We start from the raw sequence: 26,162 nt of genomic DNA on the forward strand, positions 1-26,162 counted from the left end.
AATCGGGGACAGACACGTCTTCGCTCACTTCGTTCGCTGCGCTTGCGTCAGTCTCCGATTTCCGCCAGAGCCGACTTTAGAACGACTTCCTCGAAGGTAATGGGAGGGTCGGTGAGTAGTTCGACTCATGACAGAAGACTTGAGGCGATCCTGATATCCCGCCACGGCCTCTTCAATCCAAAATCTAAAATCCAAAATCTAAAATCTAAAATTCCTCCCCCCTGGCTAAGCTCTCCGTGGGTCTTGCATGCGAGGGGACTCAACGCCGAGCAGATGCCGCCGGATGCGTTCGAGGCAGGTGACGCCGGTACGAAGCTGAGTAAGCGGATCAAGTTTTCCGTACCCGGCTTCCCAGTGGGTCTGGCCTTCGGGGGTAGTGAAGCAGGCATGAATCGTACGCGTCTCCTCGTCGGTCGCCACGCCCAGGGCGCAGTCCGACTGGAACCTCTCGCGAACGACTTGAGCAAAAGCGCGCGCCGACTCGGTGTAGTTGTTGCCAGCCAACGCCTGCGGGGGCATCACCTCCGCGCCCGCAAAACACGCCGCGCCGGAAATGGCAAGCCGTTGCGCAATGACGCCGCCCGAAAACGTCTCGCCCAATGCAATCGTCCAACCGCGTTGCGTGAGCAGATTCGCAACGACTCCCTCCAGCGTATCGTCGTTGACGCCCATGATGAGTCCCGGCAGACGCTCGCGCACCTTCGCATCGACTTCGTCGATCATCGTGTTGGCTTCCTCGATACTGTCTGCGCGCGCCGTGATGCGAATGCGTACCCATTCGTGCGACGCGAGCACCCCGATGGTGGGATTCTCCAGGGTCGCCATCAGGTCGCCCATGCGGTCATCGACCCACGACTCCCCCATTCCGCAGACTTTCAACACGCGGTAGTGCAGGACCCCTTTGATACCGTACTTTGCGCGCAAGTACGGAAGAACGCTGTCGGCGAGCATGGCCTTCAATTCGTGCGGCACGCCGGGCATGCAGATGATCTCGCCGCGGGCATCGCCGCAGATGATTCCCGGCGCGGTGCCGTTGGGATTGGGGATGATCGTCGCGCCAACGGGGGCCGTTGCCTGTTTCTTGTTGTTGTCGGTGATGGGTCGCCGGATGAACGCGAATCGCTTCTGCAACTCCTCCAGCAGCTCGGGCCGCATCTCCAAGGGTTGGCGAAACACATCCGAGACAGCCTCGCGGGTGAGGTCGTCTTCCGTGGGGCCAAGTCCGCCGGAGGTCAAGACGACATCGGCACGTTGGAGGGCAGCTTCGAGCACATTCACGATGCGGCGGCGGTTATCGCCGACGGTAGTCTTCTGGTAGAGGCCTATGCCGTTTTCGGCGAGCACCTGGCCGATGTGTGTGGCGTTGGTGTCGACGATCTGGCCGAGCAAGAGTTCGGTGCCAATCATCACGATTTCAGCGTTCATCGAGCAACCTCGTGGAGTAATAAGGGCCAAAGAAACTTAAAGGATACATGAACTTGACAGAGTTCCTGTCATGCTGCGTACGCCGGAGGCGGACTCAGGATGACAAGCAACACGCCTCTCTTTTTGCTGGAATTCTTCCATGGCAAGCACAACGCTCATGCGGCGTTGCGTTGAGAGCGCTCAGCATAGCATCTTTCGCTTTGACAGGGTCTCCGATCTCCTATTGTTACGGACGCAGGAAAACGCGATTTCAAAAAGAGACTCTTCAAGTCCCTCGTCTCGCATCGGGTACCCTGCACACGAACAGCCGGCGATTTCTGGCAGCGCAATGAGGCAACACTGATTGAATGAGTCCAGTGCCTTCATCCTGCGTGTCCTGTGCATCCTTGTTCAATAGAGAGTCTCAACAAGGATGAACAGGATTCACAGGATAGGCCCTGCGGCCACCGATTCACGGAGGAACTTGATAGTGCTTTTTTGTCATGCTGAGTCCGCATTAGGGGGACTTGCATCTGGCAAGGCAGTCAATTTCTTAAGCCAGATCCTTCGCTTCGCTCCTAAGAAGCAGGCCGAGCCTCTTGCATGTGGTGCTCCTTCAGAGCGGTCATTGGGGTGGGTTGCTGACCTGGGGCGTCGTCCTCCTTCGCCCCTCGACTGCGTCTCGGGGCTTCGGAGGACTCTGCCCCAGGCTATTATGTTTTGCGCCGTGCGGCGCGCAGGAGGAACAGACGGTGTGAGTAGTGAACGAGAGCACATGTTGTCCGATGCCGAGCCAGGGCCGACTCCCTGCCCGTCATTTCTATCACCAAAACCCGCGCTCGCGCGGTTGCCCCGCTCAGGATGACAAGTAGGACTCAGGATGACAGGCAAACTCAAGGTGACAATTGAACGCAGTCTGACGAGGCACGGGCCACCGTCGCGTTCGATGTACACGCAGTGTCCCCGTGACGCTATACCGCAATGCCAAGCCAATGCAATCCGAGGACTATGGCCGGTGCAATGGCGAGTGCGGGCAGGTAGTCGGCCACGGGGATGCGTTTGATGTCGGCAAGGCCAAGGCCGATGGCCAGTACAAGAACACCACCCGTGGCGCCGAGTTCGACGACGGCGGGGTTGTTTTCCGGAAGGCCGTTCGGGAACATACCGGCGAGCAGAAACGCAGCCATCGTGAGCCCGCCCTGGTACGCAATTATCGAGATGACACTTAACAACACCCCCCACCCCATTGCCGCCGTAAACGCCATCGCTGAAAAGCCGTCGAGCAGACTCTTCATGGCCAGCAGCTTGTAGTCTCCGAATAGACCGTCTTGAATCGCGCCGAGCGTTGCAAGAGGACCGACACAGAACAGAACACTGCTCGCGACGAAGGCTTCGGTCACACGGGCCTGGGGACTGCCGTTGCGCGCCACCTTTACCTGCAATCGGTCGCCGACGGTGGCGAGATACATCTCGATGCCAAGCCAATTGCCAATGATCCCACCCGCAAGCACGCTCATGATGACAATCAGGAAGTTCTGGGAGGCGAACGCCATCTTGACGCCCAGCGCCATGGAGCAAAGTCCGAGTCCGGTCAGGACCGTCCTGCGCGACGAGTCCGAAAGCCGGTGGCCAAGGAGCAATCCGAATGCGCCGCCGACGGATACGGTGGCGACATTGAGTATCGTGCCAATGCCTGTCATGAGGTGGGGTTCCTACTACGTGTGAGCAGGAAGAGTAGCAGATAGCGGGCAGAAATACGAAGAGGGCAGGGCCGAAACCCTGCCCTCTTCGGTACTATGGACTCCAGAATTTAGAGTGTAGCACCATAACTTGAAATGACATAAATCGTGTTCGCGGTAAGCCCATTGGCTGGAGGTTCCCCGGTCTCAGAGTAACGCAAGAAAGAAACGTGACCATCCATATAAAGGACATTACCGCCGCCAGGCACGTGGTTCATTGCAGAACCTACACCGGATGAGCTGGGATCGGCGTTGACGATGTCGTAGTAGACGATTACTTCGGATTGGGCCTTCGCTGACGCGGCGGGATTATTGATATCAGAGATTAAGAAACGTTCCACTCCTTCGCGAAGCCGGAGCAGAGAGTCTCGCCCGCCAGTACCCAATCCACCACCCAGGTCCAAATCGCTATCAAGTGCAGCGCGCGCGTCTGCTGCAGCTTCTGGAGTGGGGAGAGGATCGCTTGTCTGCAGCGATCCTGCATCCAGTAACACAAGCATCGCTTGACCGTACTGTGCGGAAATATCTACTGGATAGCCCGGGAATTGCATTGTGGCATCGCCGATATCTAAGCCATCAACAACCCAGCCAGTGTAGAGGTAGCTATCCTGTAAATCGTCTGCCATGCCGGCGTACGGACAGCCATCACTAATCACTCTGAGCATCTCCTCTGCATCTGCCCTATCGGGAGCAGAAGGACAAACGAAAATGTTCCAGTCTGTGCAATACTCGGGATAGATCGATTGTGGGTTAACCGATTGGTCGGGATTCTTCGAGATATTGCAGCCACTCATTGCGGCCTCACCGGTCACGCCATCAAGGATATATGCTGGGCCGCCAGCTAGAGGCGGATATTTCTCCCCCTTAGACTCGTTCACATACATCTTCAACACAAGGCCAATCTGTTTCAGGTTGTTGGCGCAACTGGCGCGGCGCGCGGCTTCGCGGGCGCGGGCCAAGGCCGGTAAGAGGATTGCGGCCAGAATTCCGATAATTGCGATCACGACAAGCAATTCGATGAGCGTAAAACCAGGACTTCTCTTAGACATCGGACTCACTCCCCTGTTGTTCCCGGTTCAAACCGGGACAGTGCTCTCACGGTTCGGATACCAAAGAGACAATGAGACAAAGATCGCCGAGTACGCTAAGGTCCTTGGGCTGAGGCACCCCGAATGCAGCCCCTAGCCATACCATAGCACCGATACGCTAATTTGACAATGTTAGCGTTGAATTACGACTTTCTTTGCGAGTGGGCATTGGGGGATTTGCGAGGTGTTTTTCGCGATTTTGTGGCGCGGTCGCGTTGACAAGACCGATTGATTGGGGCACAATGCAAGTACTAGACTCTGAGTAGCATTAGGTCAGCATTAGGTCATAAGGATGCTCCAGTGCCGATAAATCTGAAGGATCGGGGGAGACTGCTCGGAAACGAGAAGGGCATGGCGCTGGTTGAAGTGGTGTTTGCGCTTGTCGTTCTCACCGCTACCCTGTCACTCCTGGTAGGTTCGCTCATTTCGCTCAACCGGCTGGCTTCGGTCACGGAGCAGCGCGAGCGCGCCGCCGTGCGTATGTCCAGTTATATGGATAGTTTACGTCACGCGGCGCCTGGGGAGATTGTGGCGGGTACGTTTCAATCCGTGGTTGCCCCGGAAAGCGGCGAATCCTGGCAAGTACAGTGTCAGTCGGTCGATGGTAATTACCACTCGGTACCCGTCGATACGGCGACATTGACCTCACCTTTGACGGTCCCCCTGACAGTCCGTGTCACGCTAACCCGGAAGGACGCCCGGGGCGTGCCGGTCCAACTCACAACGGGGGCGATATGCCAGCAATGAACGTGATGGACCGGCGCGGATTCACGATGATCGAACTCCTGATCTCGTGCACGTTGTTCGTCGTTCTGATGGGCGTCGTGGCGCAGTTGTACTTCAGCATGAGCGGGGCATCTAACGTGATGATGCGCAAGGTGACGGCGCGCGACGAATCGCGCAAAGCCATTCAAGCGATATCGGACGAGATACGGCAAGCGGCGGCGTCGAGCTTGTCAGGCCTTCCCGGCGAGAAGCTCACGTACCGGGTAGCGGTCGATGCAGACGGGAACGGTTCCGCAGTCGATGCGGCCGGGGCACCTGAACTGAGTGGCGTCTGCACGTTGACGCGTGACTATGACGATGCCAATCAAGATGGCCTGCGCGAATCGCAGTTGATATTGCTTTCCGACAAGGGGACTGCGCGGGTGATCGCGAACGGCTTGATCGCCAGTGAAGACCGAGACGGCAACAACGCGCTGGATGCCGGCGAAGACGTCAACGAGGACGGGATTCTGAACCGGGGACTGTGGTTCGAGTCCGCGGCGGGCGGCATACTGATTACTGTGGAGACGCGCGCGGGCGGCAAATTTACGAATTCGGCCGGCGCGCGGTTGACCGCGTTCGCGGCTCCGAGGAACTGAAGATGGCGAGCCAATGTCATAGTGAATCTCGCGGCGGGGCGCTGGTTGTAGCGCTCGTGTTTATCGTGTTTGCGAGCATCATTGCGAGCACCGTTGCGACCGCTCTCATCTATAACCGAAATCACGTCGAGGCGTTCGTCGACTCGGAGTTGAGCCTCCAGGGTGCGGAGTGGGCGGCCGAACAAAGCCGGCTAGGGTTGGAAAATGGCGGCACCAGCAACATTGGCATCGACCAATGGCAACGTCCCGCGGAATGGAACGGCGCGACTGCCGCGCGCCTGTTGCCTGCTTTGAATGCTCCGGGTGTCGCTCCTGCCAGCACGCCCGAGTTGCCGGGCGTGCAGTTCATTGCGATCGCAGTGGATTGGGCTGCGGATGCGGTCGATAACAACAAGGATGGCGCCGTGGACGATTCCGCAGAAGCGGGCGTGTACACGGTGTATGCGGTGGCGCAGCGGCATGCCGTGAAGCGCGCGATTGAAGTGGTGTTTCGCCGCGACACCGGAGTGGCAACGCCAGTCGATTCGACGGCGAAGATCCCACTTAAGCAAGTATCGTGGAGATTGCTGTAATTGAACGCGACGGGGCCGTACGCAGGACAGCCTGTGGACGAGCCGGCGCGAGAAGTCTGTAGAAGCGCGAGTGTCTGAATACGGCTGCTGGGAGCCGCGAGGGAACTGAAGATGCCGGAATTCTCCTACGAAGTCTTAGACCCGGATGGAAACATCCAAACGGGAAAGATGGAGGGCGAGTCTCCTCACGCGATTGCGTTGGCGTTGAGCGAGCGGGGCTTCCGGGTGAACACCATCAGGCCGGTGGGCAAAGTTGAAGCATCGCCGGTCAAAGCGGTGAACCTGAGCTGGAAGGATGTATCGCTGATCTCCGAACAGTTGGAGATCTTCACGCAGAGCCATCTGCCGCTGTCGAGCGCGATGGGGTTGCTGGCGAAAGACGTGCATTCGCCCAAGCTGAAGGCCGTTCTGGAGGACATCCACAAGCACCTGGAAATGGGCGAATCGCTCGATCAAGCGTTGAGCCGCCATGCCGATTCGTTTCCGCCGGTGTTTCTCAGTTTGATCAAGGCCGGGGAGCAGACCGGTAACCTGCCAGGTGTCCTGAGCCATTTGGCAACGTATTCGAATCGAATGACGGATATCCGCAATTCAATGCGCGAAATGTTGGCCTATCCGGTGTTTCTGCTGGTCGCGACACTCTCCATACTTGCGTACCTGAGCGCCGTGGTGATACCGCAGTATGCGGAAATCTACGCGTCGGTTGGAAAGCTGGACAGCCTGCCGATGGCCACGAAGCTGGCGTTGAGTATCGGTGAATTTGTCCGATGGGGTGGCGTGCTGGGGTTCATCCTGAAACTAGGAATCCTGGCATTGGCCGTGGTATTGACGCGGATGTTTCTGACCAAGATGCGCCGGAACGGCGGATCGGCGGATCTTTTCGTGGAACGCACGAAGATGGGATTTCCCGTGTTAGGTCCCGTCTACACGACGGCTTTAATAGCGCGCTTCTGCCGGACGTTAGGGCTGCTGCTGAACAACAAAGCCCAGACAACGGAGAGTCTGATACTAGCGGGATCGACGGCTGGTGGCGGAGTGTTCCGTCAGGCGGGACTCGACGCCGCGATGCTTGTATCGAAGGGAGAGACGCTTTCGAGCGCGCTCAGCCAGACCCGATTGTTCCGGCCCAGTTTCGTGTGGTTGTTGGGACAATCGGAAGAACACGGCGACATGGGCGAAGCCCTGCTGAATCTCGCGGACATCTGCGATCGCGAAGTGGCCCACTGGGCGCGGCTGGCGTCGGTGTTGATGGGGCCGCTCTTCGTGGCGCTGATTGCGTTGCTGGTGCTTTTCACGATCACGGCGGCCTTTATGCCCGTGTTCAACTTGTCGAGTCTGGTTGCGTCGTAGTGTGGCGCGCTGAATCTGCATAAAGGGACGTTGACACGATGGCGACATCAACATCACCGGGCGGCATACAGGAGATAGGGGCGCGTTGGCGCGGTCCCAGTTACCTGTCCGACTCGCGCCGCCAGCAGGCCTTAATCCTGGTCACGCGGCAGTTGACGCGCCTGGTCAAGGCGAAGGCTCCGCTGGTCGATGGACTCATGGTATGTGCGCTGGATTCGCCGAGCTTACAAATTCGCGACCTGTTGCTGGCCATCCGCCAGAATATCTCTGAGGGCGACAGCCTCCACCGGGCGATGGAACGCCGGGGCCGTTTCTTTCCAAAGTACTACATCGACCTTGTGCGAAGCGGCGAAGAGACCGGACGTGTGTATGAATGCCTCTGCGAACTGGAAGAGGAGTTGATTGCCTCCGGAAAGTTCTACACCCATTTCGTCAGTCATTTTGTATATGTTGGGGCGGTGCTGCTGTTTGGAATTGCCATGGCGTGGGTGACGTGGCTGTGGACGCTGCCGCAGATTGCGCTCATTGTGTCGGAGTTTGAAGTGAGGCCGCCATTGCCGTTGCGCGCCCTCATCTACCTGCGCGAATATCCGTGGGCAACCAACATCGTGCTTGCCGTTTCCCTGCTCATCGTATTCGCGGCTATCTTCTACTTCTATTCCAAGGGAACGCAGGGCGTGGGCGGGCAATCCGCCAAACAAGTTGGCCGCCTGATGCTGAAAGTCCCAGGACTGAGGAGCATCTTCATCAAACGAAATCTTGCGCACGTGTCGGCGGTCTTGTTCCGGCTGCTTGGCGGAGGCGTACCGCTTGCGGCGGCCCTCGAAACGGCGGCGACATCGGGAATCAATCCTGTCTTTCAGGAGATCTTCCTTAGGATCACGAAGCGCGTGAAAGAAGGCGACTCGTTAAACGTGGCGTTGAAAGGCGAAGAACTGATACCTGCCGCTTACCGCGAAATGTTGACGTTGGGCGAAAGCAGCGGGTACCTGGCGGACACGTTAGGCAGGCTTGCGCGCACCTACCGTCGCGAAGCGCTGAAGACATCGAGGATTCTCGTGGACATCTGCGCCCCGTTTGTGCTCCTTGCCATTGCCATAGGCATCGGCATCGTATACGGGAGCGTATTCATGTGCTTCACGCAGATTTCCGGCATGCATCCCCCGATGCACTAAGCAAGCGCTCCGTTGCTCCGCTGAACATTGCGGCCTGAGTGAGCCGGCGCGCGTCAGTCCACTTTCTTATCAACGGGCAGCACGCGCTGCACTTCTTCCAAGGTCGTTCGTCCTGTTAACACCACCTGCAAAGCGTCCTGCGTGAGGGTGGTCATTTTGCTGCGAACGGCGATCTCGTGAATGTCCGCGGTCCGACGCCGATCCAGAATGGCTTCCGCGACTTCGTCCGACATCGGCAGAAACTCTCCGACAGCCGTGCGTCCGAGGTAACCGATGCCGTGGCATTTGGCGCAACCGGCTCCGCGTTGGAATTTGCCGGATCGCGCATTGAGTCCGTACTGCTTGAGCAAGGCCTCGGGTGGTTTGTACTTCGCCGCGCATTTCGGGCAATTCTGCCGCAACAAACGTTGGGCAAGCACACCCGCGAGGCAGGACGTGATCATGTAAGGCTCGATGCCCATGTCCATAAGCCGCGTCGATACGCCCGCGGCAATGCCGCTGTGAATGGTGCTGATGACGTAGTGCCCTGTCAGCCCGGCCTGAATGGCGGCACGCGCCGTTTCCGAATCGCGTACCTCGCCCAACATGATGACTTCCGGGTCTTGCCGCAGAACCGAACGAAGCGCCGCATCGTAGGTAAACCCGGCGTGAGGATTGATCTCGGTCTGCGTGGCGAAATTGAGCCGGTATTCGACCGGGTCTTCGATCGTCACCAGATTGGCCACCGCGCCGCGCAAATGATAGAGCTCGTGCAACAAGGCATAGATCGACGTCGTCTTTCCGCTCGAAGCGGGGCCGGTCAACAGGAAGGCGCCTTGAGGCCGTTGCACGATATCGCGGAGCGCCGTCACCACTTCTTCCCGGAATCCCAGCTGGTCCAGGGAGAATAGGACGGGGTTTGTGCCGAGCACACGCACCACGATCTTCTCACCGTGTACGGTGGGATAGGTGGACACGCGCATCGGCTTGGCCAGTCCGGTAGTCTCGCCGTCGATACGGCCGTCTTGTGGCATGTCCTTCTGGTAGGTGACAATTCGAGACAGAACCTTGATACGGCCCACGATTTTGCCGTGGTGCTCGGCAGGAAGCTTGGCTACCGGATGAAGCAGACCGTCTATGCGGTACCGGATAACAATCTTGTCCTCGCGCGGCTCAATGTGCACGTCGCTGGCCTGATAGGCAATGGCCTGCTCCAAGATCGCGTCAACGACTTGGATAACCGCCGTGCTTCCGCGAGACAGCAGGGATATGAAATGGGCTTCCAGTTCTTGAAACGTCAATAGACGGGCACTGACGGCTTGCTTCATCGTATTGCTTCTTCCCCCGCAGTCGGTTGCTTGGCCAATCCAGAATAGATATAGAGAGCTAGGTTCTTCAATTCAGCACGGCAGGATGAAGCAGATTGAATTGGCCTATCTCGGCTTCGAAAGCGACACGGTTGTCGCGAATCATATGGTATGTACCCTGCATCGTGCCAAAACGCGTATGCAATGGACACGCGCTCGTGTATTCGAAGGTCTCGCCGGGAGCAAGCCTCGGTTGCTCACCGACCACTCCCGCGCCGCGGACTTCTTCAACCTGACCGTGCCCATCCGTGATAATCCAGTGGCGGCTGATGAGCTGAACCGGGTCCGCGCCTTCGTTGGTGATGCGGATACGGTACGCGAAGAAGTACAACAGGTTACGCGGGTCCGACCGCTCTGGTACGTAGAAACTTTCGGTCTGAACCCGAATCCTGTGGGTAATTGTGTCGGACTTGGTGAGTGTCAATGTCATGTTCTTCAGCACAGCGCGTATCCTCAACTCTACCTAATCATACCAGCACTCATTCGTTTCCGGCCAGTCCGGATTTCCTATGAACACACTCGGATATGACTCATAACCAGAGTGCTGGAGTAACTTGCGACCCTTGTAGGTCGGCGCTCAGTCGCGCCGCTGCACATTGGGGGCCAGCCGAGGTAACGAACTGCGCTGGAGTCCCATTCCCGGCAGAGAGCGAGGCTACCCCGGATTTCTCACGAAAACGCGCGAGCCGATCTCTAAACATGCGCGTTCGCGAGATTCACAACAGAGAGTACGAGGATCTCGGATAGACAGAGTGCTTTCGTGAGAAAATTCAAGGCATAACCTCAAAGTCTTGCACGTGAGCAATTTGCATCGGCGTTCAATCGCCACGCTGCAAACCGCGGACTACTGAAGCGGCATGGACGGCGATGCCGTACCCCGGAGGTTGCCGACAATGCCGTGGCGCAACCGGGACGCGCCAGCCGCGGCGATCATGGCGCCGTTGTCCACGCACAACGCAATCGGTGGCATGGTCACGGGAATACCCACTTCTTCTTGCAGGCGTGTTCGCAACAGCCGGTTTGCGGCGACGCCACCCGCAAGCACCAAGCGCTTCGCTCCGGTCTTCCGAATGGCAATCTGCGTTTTTATAAGCAGTGCGTCCACAGCAGCGAATTGGAAGCTGGCCGCCACATCGGCCAGGGGCCTCCCGTTCTTGCGAACCTCATAGAGCACGGCGGTCTTGAGGCCGCTGTAACTGAATTCGAGCGAGTCGCCCTTCACCATGCCGCGCGGAAAGTCTACCGCATGGGGATCTCCCCCTTCCGCCGCGCGTTGAATGGACGGTCCGCCGGGGTATGGCAGATCGAGCAGTCGCGCGACCTTATCGAAACACTCACCCACCGCATCGTCGCGGGTCGATCCGATGAGCTCGTAGTGGTGCGGCTTTGCACACCAGACGAGGCAGGTGTGTCCCCCGCTGACGATAAGCGCCAGGAAGGGCCATTCGGGCGGTGAATCGCCCAGCAACGCGGAGAAGATGTGCCCTTCGAGGTGGTGTACGGGGACATAGGGGACATTCCAGGCCATCGCGAGGGCTTTCCCGTAATTGACGCCGACCAGTAGCGCGCCCATTAGACCGGGCGCGTTGGTAACGGCGACGGCATCAATGGTGCAGGCCGCTTTGTCCAATGCGACTTTCGTGAGTTGGGAAATGCACTCGACGTGGCGGCGGGAAGCGATTTCGGGGACGACTCCCCCGAATTGCGCATGCAAAGCCACTTGCGACGCAACTTCATTGGCGAGGATCGTGTGCCCGTCTTTGACGACGGCCACTCCCGTCTCGTCGCACGATGTTTCAATTCCGAGGACGCAACTCATTCAATAAACTCCGAAATAGGCACCAACTCGATACCGGCCTTTTCCATCTCCGGCAGCATCGCTTCCATGACCGGCACGGTGTTCTTTCGAAAATGGCAAATGCCGATGCCGCGCCCGTGCCGCTTGGCGATGTCCATCAACTGGAGGAACCGCTCCTTGATGCGCTTGGGGTTGGGATCGTGATCCAGGAAGAGGTCGCGCGCGGCGCACGGGATGTTCAATTCCTGCGCCATGGCATAGGCGCAAGAGGTCTTGATGGTCCGGCTATCGACAAAGAATAGAGGTAAATCCTGGATGCCTTCAAGAAACACGCGCATGGCATCGCAATCGGACGTGAACTTGGAGCCCGTGTGATTGTTGAGTCCGATCGCGTAGGGCACCTCTTCCAGGGCGTTCAGCGTCAGTTCCTTGATTTCCGCCGGGGTCATGTCGGTGGTGATTTGACCGGGAAACGTCAACCGCCCAATCGAGTTCTCCATCGGCATGTGCAACATGACTTCAAAGCCCAGTTCGTAGGCCCTGGTCGCGGTGACGGTGCTGTACGTGGCGTAGGGCAAGATGGACAACGTGAGGTTGTTGTCCATCGCAAGGATACGTTCGGTGATCCAACCGCCATACCCACCATCGTCGACGATGATGGCGACTTGCGGCACTTCCCACTCGCGCGGCTGGGGTTCGGGAAAGGCCTGGTCCTGGGCATCGCCGTTCAAGTCCTCGGAGTCCAGCGGCAGTTCCTCGGGGTCTGGCAAGTCAACCGCCAGTGCGTTCTCGAGTTCGAGTCCGGCAAACTGAAAACCGAGCAGCGGGAGCTTGCTGGACAACGCGCCGGCTACTTCGCTTTCGTTCTGCGCGAGTAGAATCTGCACACACTCAAGTCCATCGTACGTGACGCGAACGAGCGTGCCCTTGCGTCCATCGAGCACGGTGGAAGAAACGTCCACATTCGAACGAAGCGCCGCCTCGCGAACTTCGTTGAGAACCGAAGAGGCAGGCACGCGATCGGGCACGCGGGCGGTGATTGCGACCGATTCCCATTGTGCCTCGGTTGAGGCGCGCGCTACGGCGGGTTTCTGCTCGATCTCCAGCGATGGAGGTCCAACCCGCTTCAGCGCGTCGAGCACGGTCTGGGTGATGGCCCGCGAGGCGTCGACAAGGTCAAGCCGTTCCTCTCCGCCGTGGAGCGTTACGTACAACAGGTTACGTCCACGATACGCGAGGCGCAGTTCCGCGGAATCCGTGGCCGACGACACAGTGTCATAGACGGCCACTTGCCGGTTGGCCATATCGCTGCGAATGGCCTCCACGACAGGAGGTACGCCTTCGGCGTCGTCCAAACGGGCATCGATACGGTGCGTGGTCCACACGGCGCCTTCATCCTGACGCGATCCTTCGACCACGGAATCGATGTAGTCTGATGCGACGCCGTAATCCTGAAGGATACCCACCACGTGATACTTGAGGTCCCGGCTCTTTGGGCGCAAGTCTTGAACCCGTTCATCAAGAAACCGGACAAAGAGCATGCTGCATAGAAGCGCGGCCAGAACAACAATGATGGCGCACAGGGTGATGCTGGTCCAGGAAGCGGGCGCCCCAAGACGCTCCGAGGAGGGCACCTGCGAAGGCGACTTGATGGCGTCTTCCTGTGCGCTCATGTCACATCAACCCACTCAATTGAAGTAATGGCGTCGTTTAAGAAGCGACGGCCGGTACGCGCAAAGCTATCGGGATCGTCGGTAACAAGAAACGTCCGCTTCGCAGTCGAATTCGCGTCTTGAAGCAAACCTTGTTCGGAAAGCGCCTCGCACACGGCTTCGGAAGTGGCCTCGGCGCTATCGACCAGAGCCACGTTAGCGCCGACGGTTTCGGCGATGGTGCGCTTGAGCAACGGATAGTGGGTGCAACCCAGCACGAGGGTGTCGATCTCCTGGTGCAACAGTTCCGACAAATAGGCGGATGCCGTGAGCAACGGGACCGACCCGGTGGTCCATCCCTCTTCCGCCAACGGTACAAATAACGGACATGCCTTGCAGAATACGTGACTCGCCGGCGCCAGCGCCTTGATGACTTTTTGATAGCGCTCGCTGCGAATCGTGCCTACCGTACCGATAACGCCGATACGGCCGCTTCCGGTTGCGGCAACGGCGCGGCGCGCGCCGGGCTCTATAACACCGAGCACCGGAATATCCAGCTCCTTGCTGAGGGCGTCTATCGCATAGGCCGACGCGGTGTTGCAGGCCACAACAAGAAGCTTGATGCCTCGCTCAACAAGGATACCCGCACAACTTCTCGCATATCGAATTACGGTGTCCGCCGACTTGGTTCCATAGGGAACCCGAGCAGTATCTCCCAAGTAGATCAGCGATTCGTCGGGCAGACGCCGCATGATGGCATCCATGACCGTGAGCCCCCCGACCCCGGAGTCGAAAACACCGATGGGATTGCTGCTGTCACGCATTGGGAGGCTGCTGCGTTTCCGGGTCCGCATTCCATTGGGAATCGGGGCCCAGAGGTTGCGAAATGTCGAGGTGTATCGGGAACGTGTCGGCCGGCGGCGATCCATCCACCAGGAAGCGAACGCGCGTGACCGTTTCCTTCTCGTCTGCCCCGCGAAGCGCGGGATGGGTCAGCGTGTTCACCACGCCGTAGAGCAATAGGGCCTCGGACGAAGCGGAAGCGATTTTCGCGTCCGGCAAGACCTCATGCGCGAGGTCAACGATCAACTCGCCACCCGCGACGAGGTACACGGCGCGGACCCCGGCGGCGGGATCGCTGACCGGTGGAAACAGTGCGGTGAGGCCCTCTTTGGGTCCTCGCAGAAGCTCGACAAGGGCAGCCCTGCAGTTGCCCACGACATGGCCGGTAAGTTCGATGCGCCGAGTCTCTACCGCGAGCAGGCGGCCTTCCGCATCGGCGAAGCGAAGCGGAACTTCCGTGGCACGGCCAGAATCCTCCGATGCAGCCGCCGACCGAGGGGGTGGCGGTTCTTCCGCCTGGAATGCAACGTCCAATGGGTTCTGACCGCGGGCGATAAGTTCCCCCGCAAGCAGGATTACAGTGAAGAAGAGTATCAATGTCAGGAATGCCCACGCAGACAACAGGGCGCGCGTCGATATTGGCATCCGCGATTGTCCAGACATGCCTATTGTCCCCCGCCCGCGAACTTCGTGATTCCGTTGGCGATTCCTTCCGCGATCTTCTGTTGATATCCACCATCGGCAAGAAGAGTTTCCTCGCCCGGCGTTGTCAGCACCCCAACCTCGATTTCAATGCCGGGCATGCTCAGGCCGGTAAACATGCGGCATGCCGCAGCGTGAATGCCGCGAACCGGCGCGGACGTGGTGTTTCCCATGGCAACGGCAACGGCCTCGGCGAGTTTGGCAACGCCGCGGTTTCCGCCTCCCGCATCGCGTGCATCGCCGCCGTACAGCACCCGAACACCGGAAACGGAAGGCGACAGGCTTGTGCCCGCGTGAATACTGACGAGGAGTGACCCTCGCTTCAGGTTGGCGGCGCTGACTCGCTTCGCTATAGGCAACGCGACGTCCTCTTGCCGGGTCATCAGCGTTTGCACGTTATGCGTGGTACTCAGGAGTTCTTGCAGGCGTTTGGCTATTCCGAGCGCGATGTCCTTCTCTTTCAGTCCGGTAGTGCCAACCGCGCCAGGATCATTTCCGCCATGGCCCGCGTCGATGACGACGAGCTTGAGCGAAACGTCAGATGCAGGCTTCGGTGTCCCGTCCACGGAGGGCGCGGAAACCTCGGGCTGCGCTGGCTCGGCTTCCGGCGCTTCCTCGGAGCCTACCTCCATGCGCTGAGTTACGGAGATCTTGAATCCGTTGTTGAAGAAGGGAACGACATCGCCCAAGGCGATGTAGACAAGCTTGCCGTTGACCAGCAGCGTGTGTCGAAGCGAGAACCTTCCGGACGACGCATTGACCTCAGTGTCCCCGCGTTTTATCAATGCCGCGCCGCCGGCCAGATTCACTTCGACGCGGTCTTCGAAGACCCGGCAGTCGCCGCCGGCCTGAGAAACGAGTTCCGGCAATAGTACATACGACACGCGATTGACTTCGACGGTGGTGGCGCTGTAGGTCTTCGTGTCATTTTTGACTGGAAACGAGAATGAGACAGAGCCTCCCCACGCGGCTACTGAATAGGTCCACGCAAGCAGAAGAAGTGAAAATACTTGTACGCGAGATCTCAATGTCACCACGCGACAGCTAGTCCGGATTTCTCACGAAGACACGAACTCGCCTCGTAACCCACACATTTGCGAGACAGGCAACGAGATACCGTGCAATTCTCCGCACACAACTTGTGTTCGCAAGGGATCCTCATGGCATAACCTCAACGACTTGTGCGCGGACAATTTGCGCTGGCGCTCGATTTCGCCGGTGCAAATTACGGGCTAGTTCATGCTATTTGCTTTTTTGAAGATTGATCATGCGCTGCTGGACGATGACGCTATCTTCAATGCTGGTGTTCGACGCGTTGCCAAAACGCCTGCCATTGAAGATGAAAAGGGTGAACAGCACACCGAACAAAGCGATAAGAACGGCCAGACCCACTTTATCCCGCCTTGTCATCATAAGCTAGTCACTCGCCATCCCAGCATATTGCAATTCGCACGTAAGATGCGAAACACACCACCAATAGTATACGCTGTTGGACGTGAAGGCACAAGATGCGGTTGTTTTGTCCCCCTAGTTCGTCTCCCGCAAGGAAAGGCACCTCTATGTACCCATCGAAACACGGTCTCTCGACCTTGAGCAACACAACCCCGCGATGGACGGCGCTTGCGCTGGCACTGGCTACGCTCCAGGTTAGCGCGTGGTGCGCCGAGAAGCCTGCGGCACCCGAATGGGCGCCCCAGTTGCCTTGGATGGCCTTGAATGTCTCGTATGCGACATTGGCGGCCGAGAAAGGCGAGGGGAAGAAAGTGTATGCGCGTAACGCGGAAGGGGAATTTCTTTCGTGTGTCGAATACCAGGAGCGCTGGTTCGGGATGGACGCTCCCATCAAGACCGAGTACCTGGTGCTGTTCCAGAAAGACACGATCCACCAACTGACGCTGTATTTCGAGCCGAAACCTGAACGAGAGGCCCTTATCAAACGCATCTCGCAGTATCTTGGGGAACCGGAGCAAGGTCCGTGCGAACCTGGTGCGCCCTCCGAATACGCCGCCAATTGGATAAGCGACGGCGTGCGATACGACCTTCAGGATTACGGGGACTACGCGGAGATGTATGTGAGCGTGGCTCGAGTTCAGTCGCCGGAGGCATACAAACTCTCCGATGATGCGATCGTGTTTCAACGCCGTTTCGCGTCGTGCTGGTCGAAGACTCGCCAAAACGTCTATGTGGTCGGTCTGCGCGGCAACGAAAGGGCTCCGCTACTTGAGCAAATTGCGCTTGTCGTAGAGGTCAAGGACAAGGATGGCGTATCGGCGCCGTTGCCCGCGCCGGTGTCGCGAGGATTCAATCCGCAATTGGCGACCAGCGATATTGACGGAGACGGTTTTCAGGATGCGATTGTGACGGTCCGTTCAACGGAAGACGGGAATGCGATTCAGGCAGCGGTCTTCTCGTTCGCAAAGCGCAAGCCCACGCTGTTGTTCGACTCAAGCGCCAATTCATTGCCCAAGATTACCGGGGAATTGGAGAAGGGATACAGCGCTGTGCTGCATGTCGATGGATACGCGGAAGCCGTTCGTGTTGACGTGAAACCGCGCCAGAAACCGCTCGACGACGCGGGGGTCTACAAGAATGGCGAGCTTTCCGCGCCGGCGAGCATACAGAAGACATGGTTATCGCGGGTGGAACCTGGCGAGACATCCTCAGGAAGTCCGGCTGCGTTGAAGTGTACACAAGAGGCCGTTTTCGCGGACGGGACCGGCCCTCTTGTGACAATCGAATTGACGCTCAAACGCACGAACAGCCAATGGACCGTCGTTGCCTGCGCAGCATCGTGCAATTAGGCGTGAAATAGCATGGCATAGTTTCGAAGTCTTGCACGTGAGCAATTTGCGTCGGCGCTCAATCGTGCCGGTGCAAATTGCGGACTAGCGGTTGTACTTCACGCCGCCTTTGTCGCCTTCTTCGTCTTTATCGAAGACATTCAGCGCCGTGCCGAGCTCAATACCCTTGCGTTTAGGAAGTTTGATCTTGGACTGCTGTATGGCAATTTCCGCGTTCAGCTTCTGCAGACAGCTTTCGCAAAGCTTCTTGCTGATGCTGATTGCAGGGGCGCCGCATCGTCCACATTTGATGCCCAGGTTGGCTGAGGTTGTTTCGATACGCCCCGAGGCCAGCAGACGCAGCACACAGTCGAGACCTACTCCGGTCTGCTCCGCAATGTCTTCCGCGCTTTGCCCGGGCTTTTCTACGAGAGCCTTACGGACAATTTCGTAGTCATCTTCTTCCAATGGCTCGCACGCAGGACAAATGGACGAACGCACTTTGTCGAAGATCTTCCCACAGCGATCACATTTTGCGATTGGCATACCGTCCCCTCCTCATCGTCATTTTCCGTCGGGCCACTCGAACGAAAACGAGCTGAAGTCTATGTCCAAATTCCCCACGACCCCAGCTTTCATGATTGTGTTATCCGCTCGAGACACGTTTATTCCTACGTTCCAGGAGCGCACCGGCCTTGCTACGGCATTCCCTTCGGGGTCTTGCACCAACGGAGCGGTCCTGCTGTTCGGGTAAGTCACCTGAATCCATGTTCTATAGGCCACCGGACCCGAAAGGTCCGTGCGGCCGTCGTCCCTGCCGACCACCTCCAAGGTTGCGCCAGGCGCGAACACATACTGATCTTCAATCCCTTCCAATCGAAGCACATTTCCTTCAACGACTCTGGATCGGATTTGCGCGCACAACTCGGCGCGCGTCGCTTCGATCACCGCCGGGTCTGACGATTCGAGCGCCACACGGCGCATCCTGTCCACCATCCAGCTTGTCATTCTCAGTATTTCATCGCAGTTACCGTCCTGAATGGCCTGCGCATACCTCATGGCCAGACCGGCATTCACCGCCGGAGTAGCCGTAGGACCCGATTCCGAGGGCGTGGAGTCAGACTTCGAATTCGTACTGACCGGATGCTGGAACGGAAAGTTGACCCATCCCATCCACATGGCAAAATAGGTGGCGACCCCGACGCTGCATACACACGCCGTGAAACCCGCCACGAACATCCACTTTCGTACTATTGCCACAATGGAATCGTATCAAGGATGCAGGAAGCCGTCAAGGATGCATCGAGGCTGCGGTCAGGGTTCGATTGGTGCGCGGAAGGGCGTTTAAGGAGATTTAACGACGGTGGACCCAATCGTTCAACTTATATTTCTCGTGCATGAGATTGATCGCTGTCCGTAGCTCTAATCGTTTTGGTGTCGCAGGTTTGGGGCTGGCATTGAAGGCCTCGACAAGCAACGTTTTCAGCTCATCAACCGGCAAAGTGAGGCTGGAGACAAATCCTCGATGGGTGCGCGTGCCCCGGTACTGGGGACGATCGACGGGATCGCGCAGATACTTCTCCATCAACTCAGGGTTCATGCCGTAGAGCAAAGTTCCGTGATGGAGAATGGCGTGCTTCCGGCGCTTCTGCGCATTACCCGAGATTTTCTTACCGCCTACCGCGAGGTCCGATATACCTTTGTGGGATGCGGAGACGCCTCTAAGGCGCAAAGCGGCGGCGAGCTTTCCGAGTATGAAGCAGTACGAGTCGCGAATGGTGCGTATCTCAGGATGCAGTTCGGTTCTCAGCACGAGAGAGAAATTGAGACACCCCGGTCCCTGAAGCACACATCCCCCCGCGGAGCAACGTCTCAGGATAGGAACCTTGTCGCGCGCGCATACATCTTCGTATACGTGGGCGCGCAACGGCTGAGACACGCCCAACACGACAAACAACGATGGGCTTTCCCATATCCGCAAGATTTCTTCGCGGGCGCCGCCTTCCACCGAATCCAGCAAGGCTTCATCAAACGCAAGGTTCTTCTCAGGGGTATTGAACGAGACATCCAGAAAACGCAACATCTTCCGCGCTTTCGATGTTTCCACAATCTGAGAGGTCGTCATAGATGGTTAACAGGCACAGTTGAGTTGACGCGCGGCGCGCACTTCATCCAATCGTCCTACAGGAGTCGTAACTGGAGCTTGATGCAGCGCATCGGGATTGGAATCGATCATGTTCGCAATTTCCAACATGGCGTCACAGAACGCATCCAGAGTTTCTTTGGATTCCGTTTCCGTCGGCTCGATCATCAGGCTCTCCTTTACGGTGAGAGGAAAGTATACCGTAGGCGCGTGAAAACCTAAATCGAGCAGAGCCTTGGCGATGTCGAGCGCCCGCACGCCCTTCTTGGCTTGCGGTGTCGCCGTGAACACGCACTCGTGCATGAAGCGGGCGGAGAACGCCGGTTCGAACGCGTCTTTCAAACGGCTCCAGACATAGTTCGCATTAAGCACCGCAACCTCGGCAACTTCGGGAAGCCCTTCCTTTCCGAGGTGACGCATATACGCGTAGGCACGGACCGCCATCATGAAGTTGCCAAAGAACTGCGCAACGCGCCCGATAGACTTGGGTGGCGTTTCAAGGACATATCCGTTCACCCCCTTCACCACGCGTGGTCCTGGCAAATACGGCAGGAGACGTTCGCCAACGCCCACCGGACCCGAGCCCGGTCCGCCCATGCCGTGAGGTGTCGCAAATGTCTTGTGCAAATTGTAGTGCATGACATCGAAGCCGAGATCCCCGGGACGGGCCTTGCCCACGATGGCATTGAGATTTGCGCCATCGTAATACAGAAGCGCATCCGCTTCGTGAAGCATGGCCGCAATCTTCGCCACTTCCGGCTCGAACAAGCCATGCGTGTTCGGGCAAGTCATCATCAAACCGGCGACCCGATCGGTCATTGCGGCCTTGACGGCATCGAGGTGTATGACCCCATCCGCGCCCGAAGGAATCTCAACCACGTTGAATCCCGCAATAGCGGCGCTGGCGGGGTTCGTGCCGTGAGCGGAATCGGGAATGAGAATCGTGTCCTTCTGCGAATTGCCGTGATCCTTGTGGTAGGCGGCAATCAGGAGTACACCCGTCAATTCGCCGTGCGCCCCCGCAATCGGCTGGAGACTCGCTTCGCGCATCCCCGCGATCTCGGCGAGCAGGGATTCGGTGTCGTGAATCAGTTCAAACGCGCCTTGGCACAGCGGCCAGTACGCTTCCGATGACGAAAGGTGCGGATGAAGCTGTGAGAAGCCCGCAAGCGACGCGACCGCTTCGGCGAGCTTCGGGTTGTACTTCATCGTGCACGAACCGAGCGGGTAAAAATGCGAATCGATACCGAAGTTCTTTCGCGACAGATTCGTGTAGTGACGGACCACGTCCAATTCACCAACTTCCGGCAACTCCGCGGCGGCGGCCCGGCCCAACGCGGCGGGAAACTCAACATCGGGTACGTCCAGCGCGTCCAGCACAATCGCGCGCCGGCCTTTGCGAGACTTCTCGTAGATTAACGGCATGAGACTTCCTCCAACGCCTCCGCGAAGGCGTCTAACTGTTGACGGGTTCGGCGCTCGGTTACGGCGATAAGCAAGTCACCTGCATCGCCTTCGCCCAACGGTCGGAGCGGAATTCCCGCCATGAACCCCTTGGCGGCCATGGCCTGCACGACTTCTTCGGCGTTGCGCGGCAGCCTCACGGCAAACTCATTAAACGTCGGCGCCTTGTTCAACAGCGTCGTGAACTTCAGCTTCTTTTTAAGATATTCCGCTTTCGCGTGGCAGTGCCGCGCGACTTCCTGAAGGCCCTCTTTGCCCAGCAGGCAGAGGTGTATCAGCGCGCGAAGGGCGCACAGCGCCTCGTTGGAACAGATATTCGACATGGCCTTTTCGCGGCGGATATGTTGCTCGCGCGCCTGGAGCGTCAGCACAAACCCGCGCCGCCCCTGAGCGTCTTCCGTCATCGCCGCGATACGACCTGGCATCTTGCGAACATGCTCTTTGCGCGTGGCCAGAATGCCCAACCAAGGCCCGCCAAAACCCAGAGGGACTCCGAAGGGCTGGCCTTCGGCAACGGCAATATCGACTCCCATTTCGGCGGGTGTTTTCAGCAGCCCCAGCGACACGGGATAGAACGACATGACGAGCAGCGCCCCGGCATCGTGACACCGTTGCGACAGATTCGTGAAGTTCTCCACCGACCCCAGGAAGGACGGATTCTGAACGATGACACAGGCGGCTCCCGTTGGGTCGTCGCCGGTCAGAATCTCGACGTCGAGATGGGCCGCATGCGTCTCCAGCATACGCCGGTAAATCGGACTGAGTGAACGATGGCACATGATCCGCCGCCGGCCCGTCACGCGAATCGACATCGTTGCCGCTTCGAATACCGCCGTTCCGCCGTCGTAGAGCGAGGCGTTGGCGAAATCCAACCCGGTCAACCGGCATATGGCCGACTGGTACTCGTAGATACTCTGGAGCGTACCCTGCGAACACTCCGGCTGATACGGCGTGTATGCGGTATAGAACTCGGAGCGCGACGTAAGCGCGTCCACCGCCGCGGGTATGAAATGGTCGTAGGCTCCGCCTCCAGCAAAACACACGAGGCTGGAGGCGTTCTTGGCGGCCATGCCCGCCATCAAATCGCGAACCGCCATCTCGGACAGGCCCTCGGGCACGTTCCAGGATTTCGCGCGAAGCTCCGGCGTAATGGCCGCGAACAACTCATCGATGGAATTCACACCGATGGCGTCAAGCATCTCCTTGCGCTCATCAGCGGTAGTTGGAACCCAAGTCATGTTCACTCCTTGTACTGCAAACAGACAATCCATTCGCAGACTGATCCCCGGCGAATTGTGTTACCTCTTGATCGGATTTCCCACCAACACACAGGAGACAAGATCGAAATCAGTGTGTTTGCGAGAAATCCTCATGGCACAACCTCAACGTCCTGCACGTGAGCAACTTGCATCGGCATTCAGTTTCGCCGGTGCAAATTGCAGGTTAGTGGCTTGCGGAGGCAAACGCTTCGTACGCCTTTGCATCCATAAGACCGTCAAGCTGTGCGGCATCCACATTCTCCAGCTTGAAGAACCACCCCTCTTCATGAGGGCTTTGATTTACCAATTCCGGAGCCGAGTCAAGGGCAGTGTTTACGGCACACACGCGTCCACCAACCGGAGCGTATACGTCGCTGGCGGCTTTCACGGACTCGACGGCGGCCGTGGCCGCGCCCTGCTCGACCGTCTTACCGACGCTCGGCAGTTCGACATAAGTGACATCACCCAATTGCTCGGCGGCAAAGGCCGTAATGCCGACGACATACGTGTCGCCATCGGCCCGGATCCATTCGTGGTCGCGTGTGTATTTTGCATTCTCAGGATACATAGTTCGTGCTCCAGTCCCGTGCTACTTTCTGCAAGTTCCCTGACGATAGAAAGGCAATTCGGCGGTTTCGATCGACAACCCTTTTGGTCCGGCCGTTAAAGTCCGTCCGGCTACTGCGTATGCAGGCTTCAGGTAGGCGAGGCCGATTCCACAGCCGACACTTGGCCCAAAGGTACCGCTCGTGACAACACCTACGCGCGCATCGCCGTCCTGCACCTCAAACTCATGCCGGGGAGACCGGCGGTCACCTGTGCGAATCGCCGTCAGACGGTCATATCCCCCCGCGTTCTTTTGAGCTTCGAGGGCCTGCTTGCCGACGAACTCCGTGTTCCACGCGATGAACGTGTCCAGCGACGCCTCAAGGGGCGTGCGCGACTCGTCGAAATCCTGCCCCGACAGTGAATACCCCATCTCGGTGCGGAGCGTGTCGCGCGCGCCCAGTCCCGCGGGCGCGACACCTTCGTGCGAGAGGAGGCGGCGCCACACATCCACGGCAATATCTGCTGGCACAAATAGCTCAAACCCCATCTCTCCGGTATAGCCGGTGCGGGAAAGCACAATCTCCGATCCTTGCCAATGAGTACGGCGCGCTTCGAAGTATTTCAACTCCGCCGCTTCGGGAAGTTCGCGTACAAGAATATCGCGGGCGATGGGTCCTTGAATGTCGATCTTGGCCGTGCTTGCGGAAACGTCGCGACAGCCGGCGTGTGCGCCACAGATGCGGCCCGATACCGCCTCCAGCGGACCGGCATTGGTCACCACATACAACTCATCGTCGGCAAGGCGGATGGTGACAATGTCGTCGATGATGCCGCCCTTGTCGTTGAGCATGAGTCCGTAACGGGCGCGGCCTACGCGCAACGCGTCGAGATCGGAAGTGATAAGCCCGGCATAGGCGCGAATGGCATCTACGCCTTTCACGACGAACTCGCCCATGTGCGAGCAATCGAAAAGCGAGGCCTGGGTGCGCGTATGCGTGTGTTCTTGGACGATTCCCGCGAACTGCACGGGCAACGCCCAACCATGGAAGTCGACGACCTTGCCTCCCAGGGCAAGGTGCTCGTCGTAGAGAGGGGTCCGTTGCATGTCATGCCTCCGGTCCGCGCGGATCGAGCCCGCGCAAGACACATCACCCACGGCGTTACCCGCAGCACTTCTACTTTGCAGCTATCGACGGATGTGCGCAGCGCACAATAGGACCATCGAGCCCAGGCGAGCGGCATGAATACGAGCCCGCCGCTTCCCCGTGGTAGATCCCACGTCGAGTCGCCAGTCACGGCGAGCTGAATGGGCATACTTTGCCATTCAAGGCAGGCTGGAATCAACAGCACCGAAATAGAGGGGGAAAGTCCCATAATCGTGAGCGACTTCAACGCGCTGGAAATCGACACAATCGTTTCCTCTCAGTGGAATTCCCTCTCGGAGCAATTCCCTCACAGGAGCAATTCCCTCTCGGGAGCGCCAAGGGCGCGTAACATCGTAGCCTAGGGCAGAGTATTGAATTGTGCGACACGCTCAGTGGCGCACAATCCAATACGTCGCCCTAGGTAGCAGACCACCCTCTACGGAAGCGCTGAAAGCGCGAAACACATCACGCACCGCACCTCTGCCGTCTCCCCGGCATGTACGACTCAATCAGAGCCCACGAATGAAGGTGGCCGCCTATCTGATGAACACCCGAAGTGTCCCATCTTCTCTCCCCGGGTTCGCGCGAGTTCGCGCATAGTCCGCAATTTGCATCGGCGCGACTAAGCGCCGACACAAATTGCTCACGTGCAAGACTTCGAGACAATGCCATGAGAATTTCTCGCGAACACACTCTGTTTTCGGAGAACTGCCTAGTTTTTCGCCGTAAGTCCCGCAAACGCTCCGGTTAAGAGAAAAGGTTGGGTGTGTTCGTTAGAAATCCGGGATAGGCTGGTATACTGAAAGCAGGTGAGTCCGCAATTCGTGCTGGCGCAACAGAGCGCCGGCGCAAATTGCCAGGAACCGAGGGAACATAAACATGATTATCCGCCGGTGCGACGGCTGTGGCCGCGATCTGGAAAAGGGGTCGTTGCGCTACATCGTCAAAATTGACGTGCGCGCGGCTTACGACGAACTCGAGATCGGGTTGGCGGACCTTGTTCGCGATCACAGAGCGGAACTGCTGGCACTGATAGAGCGACTAAAGAACAAGAGCCCGCAGGAGATTGAAGAAACCGTATACAAGGGGCTCAGGCTGGATCTGTGTCCTTCATGCCAACGCGCCTACATCAAAGAGCCCCTGCGGTTTCATCCCGAACAGAGCGGCGGCGCTTCGGACGTGGATATCGACGGTTTCCTGAGATCCCTGGGCTTTCCGGGAACCAAGGAAGACAGCCCGTAGAAGACGCTACGATTTCCCCGCGGGCTTGAATTAAACCGGATTCTCTTCCGTCTTACCTTCAGCGCCCGTGGTCGCGGTCTTTTCTTCGTGGCTATCGTCGCGCAATGCGATAATGGCCCACAAAACAAGCGTCGTTACGAGCAATGCCATAAAGGCGTAGTATTGCCACATCATCACATCTCCGGCCAGGATTACGAAGACGCCTCAAGGCGTCCATTGGATACTATCTTTATTTGACCAACCAGGCAATTCAACTCAGGCAACGAACCACCCGTTCAACGAGTCTATCCGCCAAGTACGGCTTCTGCAGAAACGAAAGCAACGGGTCGTCGCCGAAATCGTTCATGACGTCGCCTTCCGTGTAACCGCTGGAGATCACGACCGGGACGTTTGGGTACCGGGACCGTATGGCGACATACGTCTGCCTGCCGTCCATTTGAGGCATGCTCATGTCAAGCACAACGGCGTCGATTTCGTCCGCATGACGTTCGAACAGCTCCAGACCCGCTTCTCCATCGTTAGCGCAGTACACCCGGTATCCGATACG

The 26,162-nt window shown here is 58.1% G+C and carries 27 protein-coding genes; 7 read left to right on the plus strand and 20 right to left on the minus strand.

Features of this window, described 5'->3' with window-relative positions; genetic code table 11:
* Positions 1 to 225 precede the first annotated feature (225 nt).
* From K1Y02_14830 to K1Y02_14840, 3 genes are all read right to left on the minus strand, one after another.
* The gene (locus K1Y02_14830; GenBank protein MBX7257632.1) at positions 226 to 1,425 is read right to left on the minus strand and encodes a CinA family nicotinamide mononucleotide deamidase-related protein; all 1,200 of its coding nucleotides are present in this window, start codon (positions 1,423 to 1,425) and stop codon (positions 226 to 228) included.
* Positions 1,426 to 2,375: 950 nt separating this feature from the next.
* Positions 2,376 to 3,104 carry a DUF554 domain-containing protein gene (locus K1Y02_14835; GenBank protein MBX7257633.1) on the minus strand — a complete coding sequence of 243 codons (729 nt, stop codon included), beginning with the start codon at positions 3,102 to 3,104 and terminating at the stop codon, positions 2,376 to 2,378.
* A gap of 110 nt (positions 3,105 to 3,214) precedes the next feature.
* Positions 3,215 to 4,192, minus strand: coding sequence for a DUF1559 domain-containing protein (locus K1Y02_14840; protein ID MBX7257634.1), 978 nt, complete (start codon positions 4,190 to 4,192; stop codon positions 3,215 to 3,217).
* Positions 4,193 to 4,531: 339 nt separating this feature from the next.
* On the opposite strand from K1Y02_14840, the gene K1Y02_14845 reads away from it, so the two are divergent.
* From K1Y02_14845 to K1Y02_14865, 5 genes are all read left to right on the plus strand, one after another.
* Positions 4,532 to 4,978 (plus strand): hypothetical protein, encoded by a 447-nt coding sequence (locus tag K1Y02_14845; GenBank protein ID MBX7257635.1) that lies wholly within the window; start codon positions 4,532 to 4,534, stop codon positions 4,976 to 4,978.
* A complete protein-coding gene (locus K1Y02_14850) occupies positions 4,966 to 5,595 on the plus strand; it encodes a prepilin-type N-terminal cleavage/methylation domain-containing protein (GenBank protein MBX7257636.1) in 630 nt (209 codons plus the stop codon). The genes K1Y02_14845 and K1Y02_14850 overlap by 13 nt, the downstream gene beginning before the upstream one ends.
* Positions 5,596 to 5,597: 2 nt before the next feature.
* The gene (locus tag K1Y02_14855) at positions 5,598 to 6,167 is read left to right on the plus strand and encodes a hypothetical protein (GenBank protein MBX7257637.1); all 570 of its coding nucleotides are present in this window, start codon (positions 5,598 to 5,600) and stop codon (positions 6,165 to 6,167) included.
* Positions 6,168 to 6,278: 111 nt separating this feature from the next.
* Entirely contained in the window at positions 6,279 to 7,517 is a 1,239-nt protein-coding gene (locus tag K1Y02_14860; protein MBX7257638.1) for a type II secretion system F family protein, read from the plus strand.
* Between the two features lie 38 nt (positions 7,518 to 7,555).
* The gene (locus K1Y02_14865; protein MBX7257639.1) at positions 7,556 to 8,692 is read left to right on the plus strand and encodes a type II secretion system F family protein; all 1,137 of its coding nucleotides are present in this window, start codon (positions 7,556 to 7,558) and stop codon (positions 8,690 to 8,692) included.
* 53 nt (positions 8,693 to 8,745) lie between these two features.
* Here the strand turns inward: K1Y02_14865 and K1Y02_14870 are convergent, their stop codons facing one another.
* The 8 genes from K1Y02_14870 to K1Y02_14905 all read right to left on the minus strand — a co-directional run bounded on the left by K1Y02_14870 (position 8,746) and on the right by K1Y02_14905 (position 16,446).
* The gene (locus K1Y02_14870; GenBank protein MBX7257640.1) at positions 8,746 to 9,999 is read right to left on the minus strand and encodes a GspE/PulE family protein; all 1,254 of its coding nucleotides are present in this window, start codon (positions 9,997 to 9,999) and stop codon (positions 8,746 to 8,748) included.
* Positions 10,000 to 10,066: 67 nt separating this feature from the next.
* Complete coding sequence (gene apaG, locus K1Y02_14875; protein MBX7257641.1) at positions 10,067 to 10,468, minus strand: Co2+/Mg2+ efflux protein ApaG; 402 nt, start codon at positions 10,466 to 10,468, stop codon at positions 10,067 to 10,069.
* Positions 10,469 to 10,882: 414 nt separating this feature from the next.
* Complete coding sequence (tsaD, locus tag K1Y02_14880; GenBank protein ID MBX7257642.1) at positions 10,883 to 11,857, minus strand: tRNA (adenosine(37)-N6)-threonylcarbamoyltransferase complex transferase subunit TsaD; 975 nt, start codon at positions 11,855 to 11,857, stop codon at positions 10,883 to 10,885.
* A complete protein-coding gene (locus K1Y02_14885) occupies positions 11,854 to 13,509 on the minus strand; it encodes a divergent polysaccharide deacetylase family protein (GenBank protein ID MBX7257643.1) in 1,656 nt (551 codons plus the stop codon). Before K1Y02_14885 ends, tsaD begins: the two co-directional genes overlap by 4 nt.
* Entirely contained in the window at positions 13,506 to 14,312 is an 807-nt protein-coding gene (gene murI, locus K1Y02_14890) for a glutamate racemase (GenBank protein MBX7257644.1), read from the minus strand. The genes K1Y02_14885 and murI overlap by 4 nt, the downstream gene beginning before the upstream one ends.
* Positions 14,305 to 14,994, minus strand: coding sequence for a GerMN domain-containing protein (locus tag K1Y02_14895; GenBank protein ID MBX7257645.1), 690 nt, complete (start codon positions 14,992 to 14,994; stop codon positions 14,305 to 14,307). The genes murI and K1Y02_14895 overlap by 8 nt, the downstream gene beginning before the upstream one ends.
* A 2-nt stretch (positions 14,995 to 14,996) precedes the next feature.
* On the minus strand, positions 14,997 to 15,917 hold the full coding sequence (locus K1Y02_14900; GenBank protein ID MBX7257646.1) for an N-acetylmuramoyl-L-alanine amidase: 921 nt from the start codon (positions 15,915 to 15,917) through the stop codon (positions 14,997 to 14,999).
* Positions 15,918 to 16,275: 358 nt separating this feature from the next.
* On the minus strand, positions 16,276 to 16,446 hold the full coding sequence (locus K1Y02_14905) for a hypothetical protein (protein MBX7257647.1): 171 nt from the start codon (positions 16,444 to 16,446) through the stop codon (positions 16,276 to 16,278).
* A gap of 146 nt (positions 16,447 to 16,592) precedes the next feature.
* Here K1Y02_14905 and K1Y02_14910 point away from each other — a divergent pair, with 146 nt between their 5' ends.
* Positions 16,593 to 17,834: a PliI family lysozyme inhibitor of I-type lysozyme gene (locus tag K1Y02_14910; GenBank protein MBX7257648.1), complete on the plus strand. Its 1,242-nt coding sequence runs from the start codon at positions 16,593 to 16,595 to the stop codon at positions 17,832 to 17,834.
* Between the two features lie 84 nt (positions 17,835 to 17,918).
* Here K1Y02_14910 and K1Y02_14915 read toward each other — a convergent pair whose 3' ends face one another.
* The 7 genes from K1Y02_14915 to gcvT all read right to left on the minus strand — a co-directional run bounded on the left by K1Y02_14915 (position 17,919) and on the right by gcvT (position 24,333).
* Complete coding sequence (locus K1Y02_14915; protein MBX7257649.1) at positions 17,919 to 18,359, minus strand: hypothetical protein; 441 nt, start codon at positions 18,357 to 18,359, stop codon at positions 17,919 to 17,921.
* A gap of 18 nt (positions 18,360 to 18,377) precedes the next feature.
* Complete coding sequence (locus tag K1Y02_14920; protein ID MBX7257650.1) at positions 18,378 to 19,073, minus strand: hypothetical protein; 696 nt, start codon at positions 19,071 to 19,073, stop codon at positions 18,378 to 18,380.
* A 94-nt stretch (positions 19,074 to 19,167) separates the two neighbouring features.
* On the minus strand, positions 19,168 to 19,896 hold the full coding sequence (locus K1Y02_14925; GenBank protein MBX7257651.1) for a lipoate--protein ligase family protein: 729 nt from the start codon (positions 19,894 to 19,896) through the stop codon (positions 19,168 to 19,170).
* Between the two features lie 48 nt (positions 19,897 to 19,944).
* Complete coding sequence (gene gcvPB, locus K1Y02_14930) at positions 19,945 to 21,381, minus strand: aminomethyl-transferring glycine dehydrogenase subunit GcvPB (protein ID MBX7257652.1); 1,437 nt, start codon at positions 21,379 to 21,381, stop codon at positions 19,945 to 19,947.
* Positions 21,372 to 22,658: an aminomethyl-transferring glycine dehydrogenase subunit GcvPA gene (gcvPA, locus tag K1Y02_14935; GenBank protein ID MBX7257653.1), complete on the minus strand. Its 1,287-nt coding sequence runs from the start codon at positions 22,656 to 22,658 to the stop codon at positions 21,372 to 21,374. The genes gcvPB and gcvPA overlap by 10 nt, the downstream gene beginning before the upstream one ends.
* Before the next feature lie 205 nt (positions 22,659 to 22,863).
* Positions 22,864 to 23,247, minus strand: a complete 384-nt coding sequence (gcvH, locus tag K1Y02_14940) for a glycine cleavage system protein GcvH (protein ID MBX7257654.1) — start codon at positions 23,245 to 23,247, stop codon at positions 22,864 to 22,866.
* Between the two features lie 21 nt (positions 23,248 to 23,268).
* The gene (gcvT, locus tag K1Y02_14945; GenBank protein MBX7257655.1) at positions 23,269 to 24,333 is read right to left on the minus strand and encodes a glycine cleavage system aminomethyltransferase GcvT; all 1,065 of its coding nucleotides are present in this window, start codon (positions 24,331 to 24,333) and stop codon (positions 23,269 to 23,271) included.
* 919 nt (positions 24,334 to 25,252) lie between these two features.
* On the opposite strand from gcvT, the gene K1Y02_14950 reads away from it, so the two are divergent.
* Entirely contained in the window at positions 25,253 to 25,615 is a 363-nt protein-coding gene (locus K1Y02_14950) for a hypothetical protein (GenBank protein MBX7257656.1), read from the plus strand.
* Between the two features lie 30 nt (positions 25,616 to 25,645).
* Here K1Y02_14950 and K1Y02_14955 read toward each other — a convergent pair whose 3' ends face one another.
* Positions 25,646 to 25,789 carry a hypothetical protein gene (locus tag K1Y02_14955; GenBank protein MBX7257657.1) on the minus strand — a complete coding sequence of 48 codons (144 nt, stop codon included), beginning with the start codon at positions 25,787 to 25,789 and terminating at the stop codon, positions 25,646 to 25,648.
* 76 nt (positions 25,790 to 25,865) lie between these two features.
* Positions 25,866 to 26,162 (minus strand): response regulator (locus K1Y02_14960; GenBank protein MBX7257658.1); only part of this gene is annotated, 297 nt, incomplete at its 5' end.

Source organism: Candidatus Hydrogenedentota bacterium (assembly GCA_019695095.1).
In the GTDB taxonomy this organism is placed as follows: Bacteria; Hydrogenedentota; Hydrogenedentia; order Hydrogenedentales; family SLHB01; genus JAIBAQ01.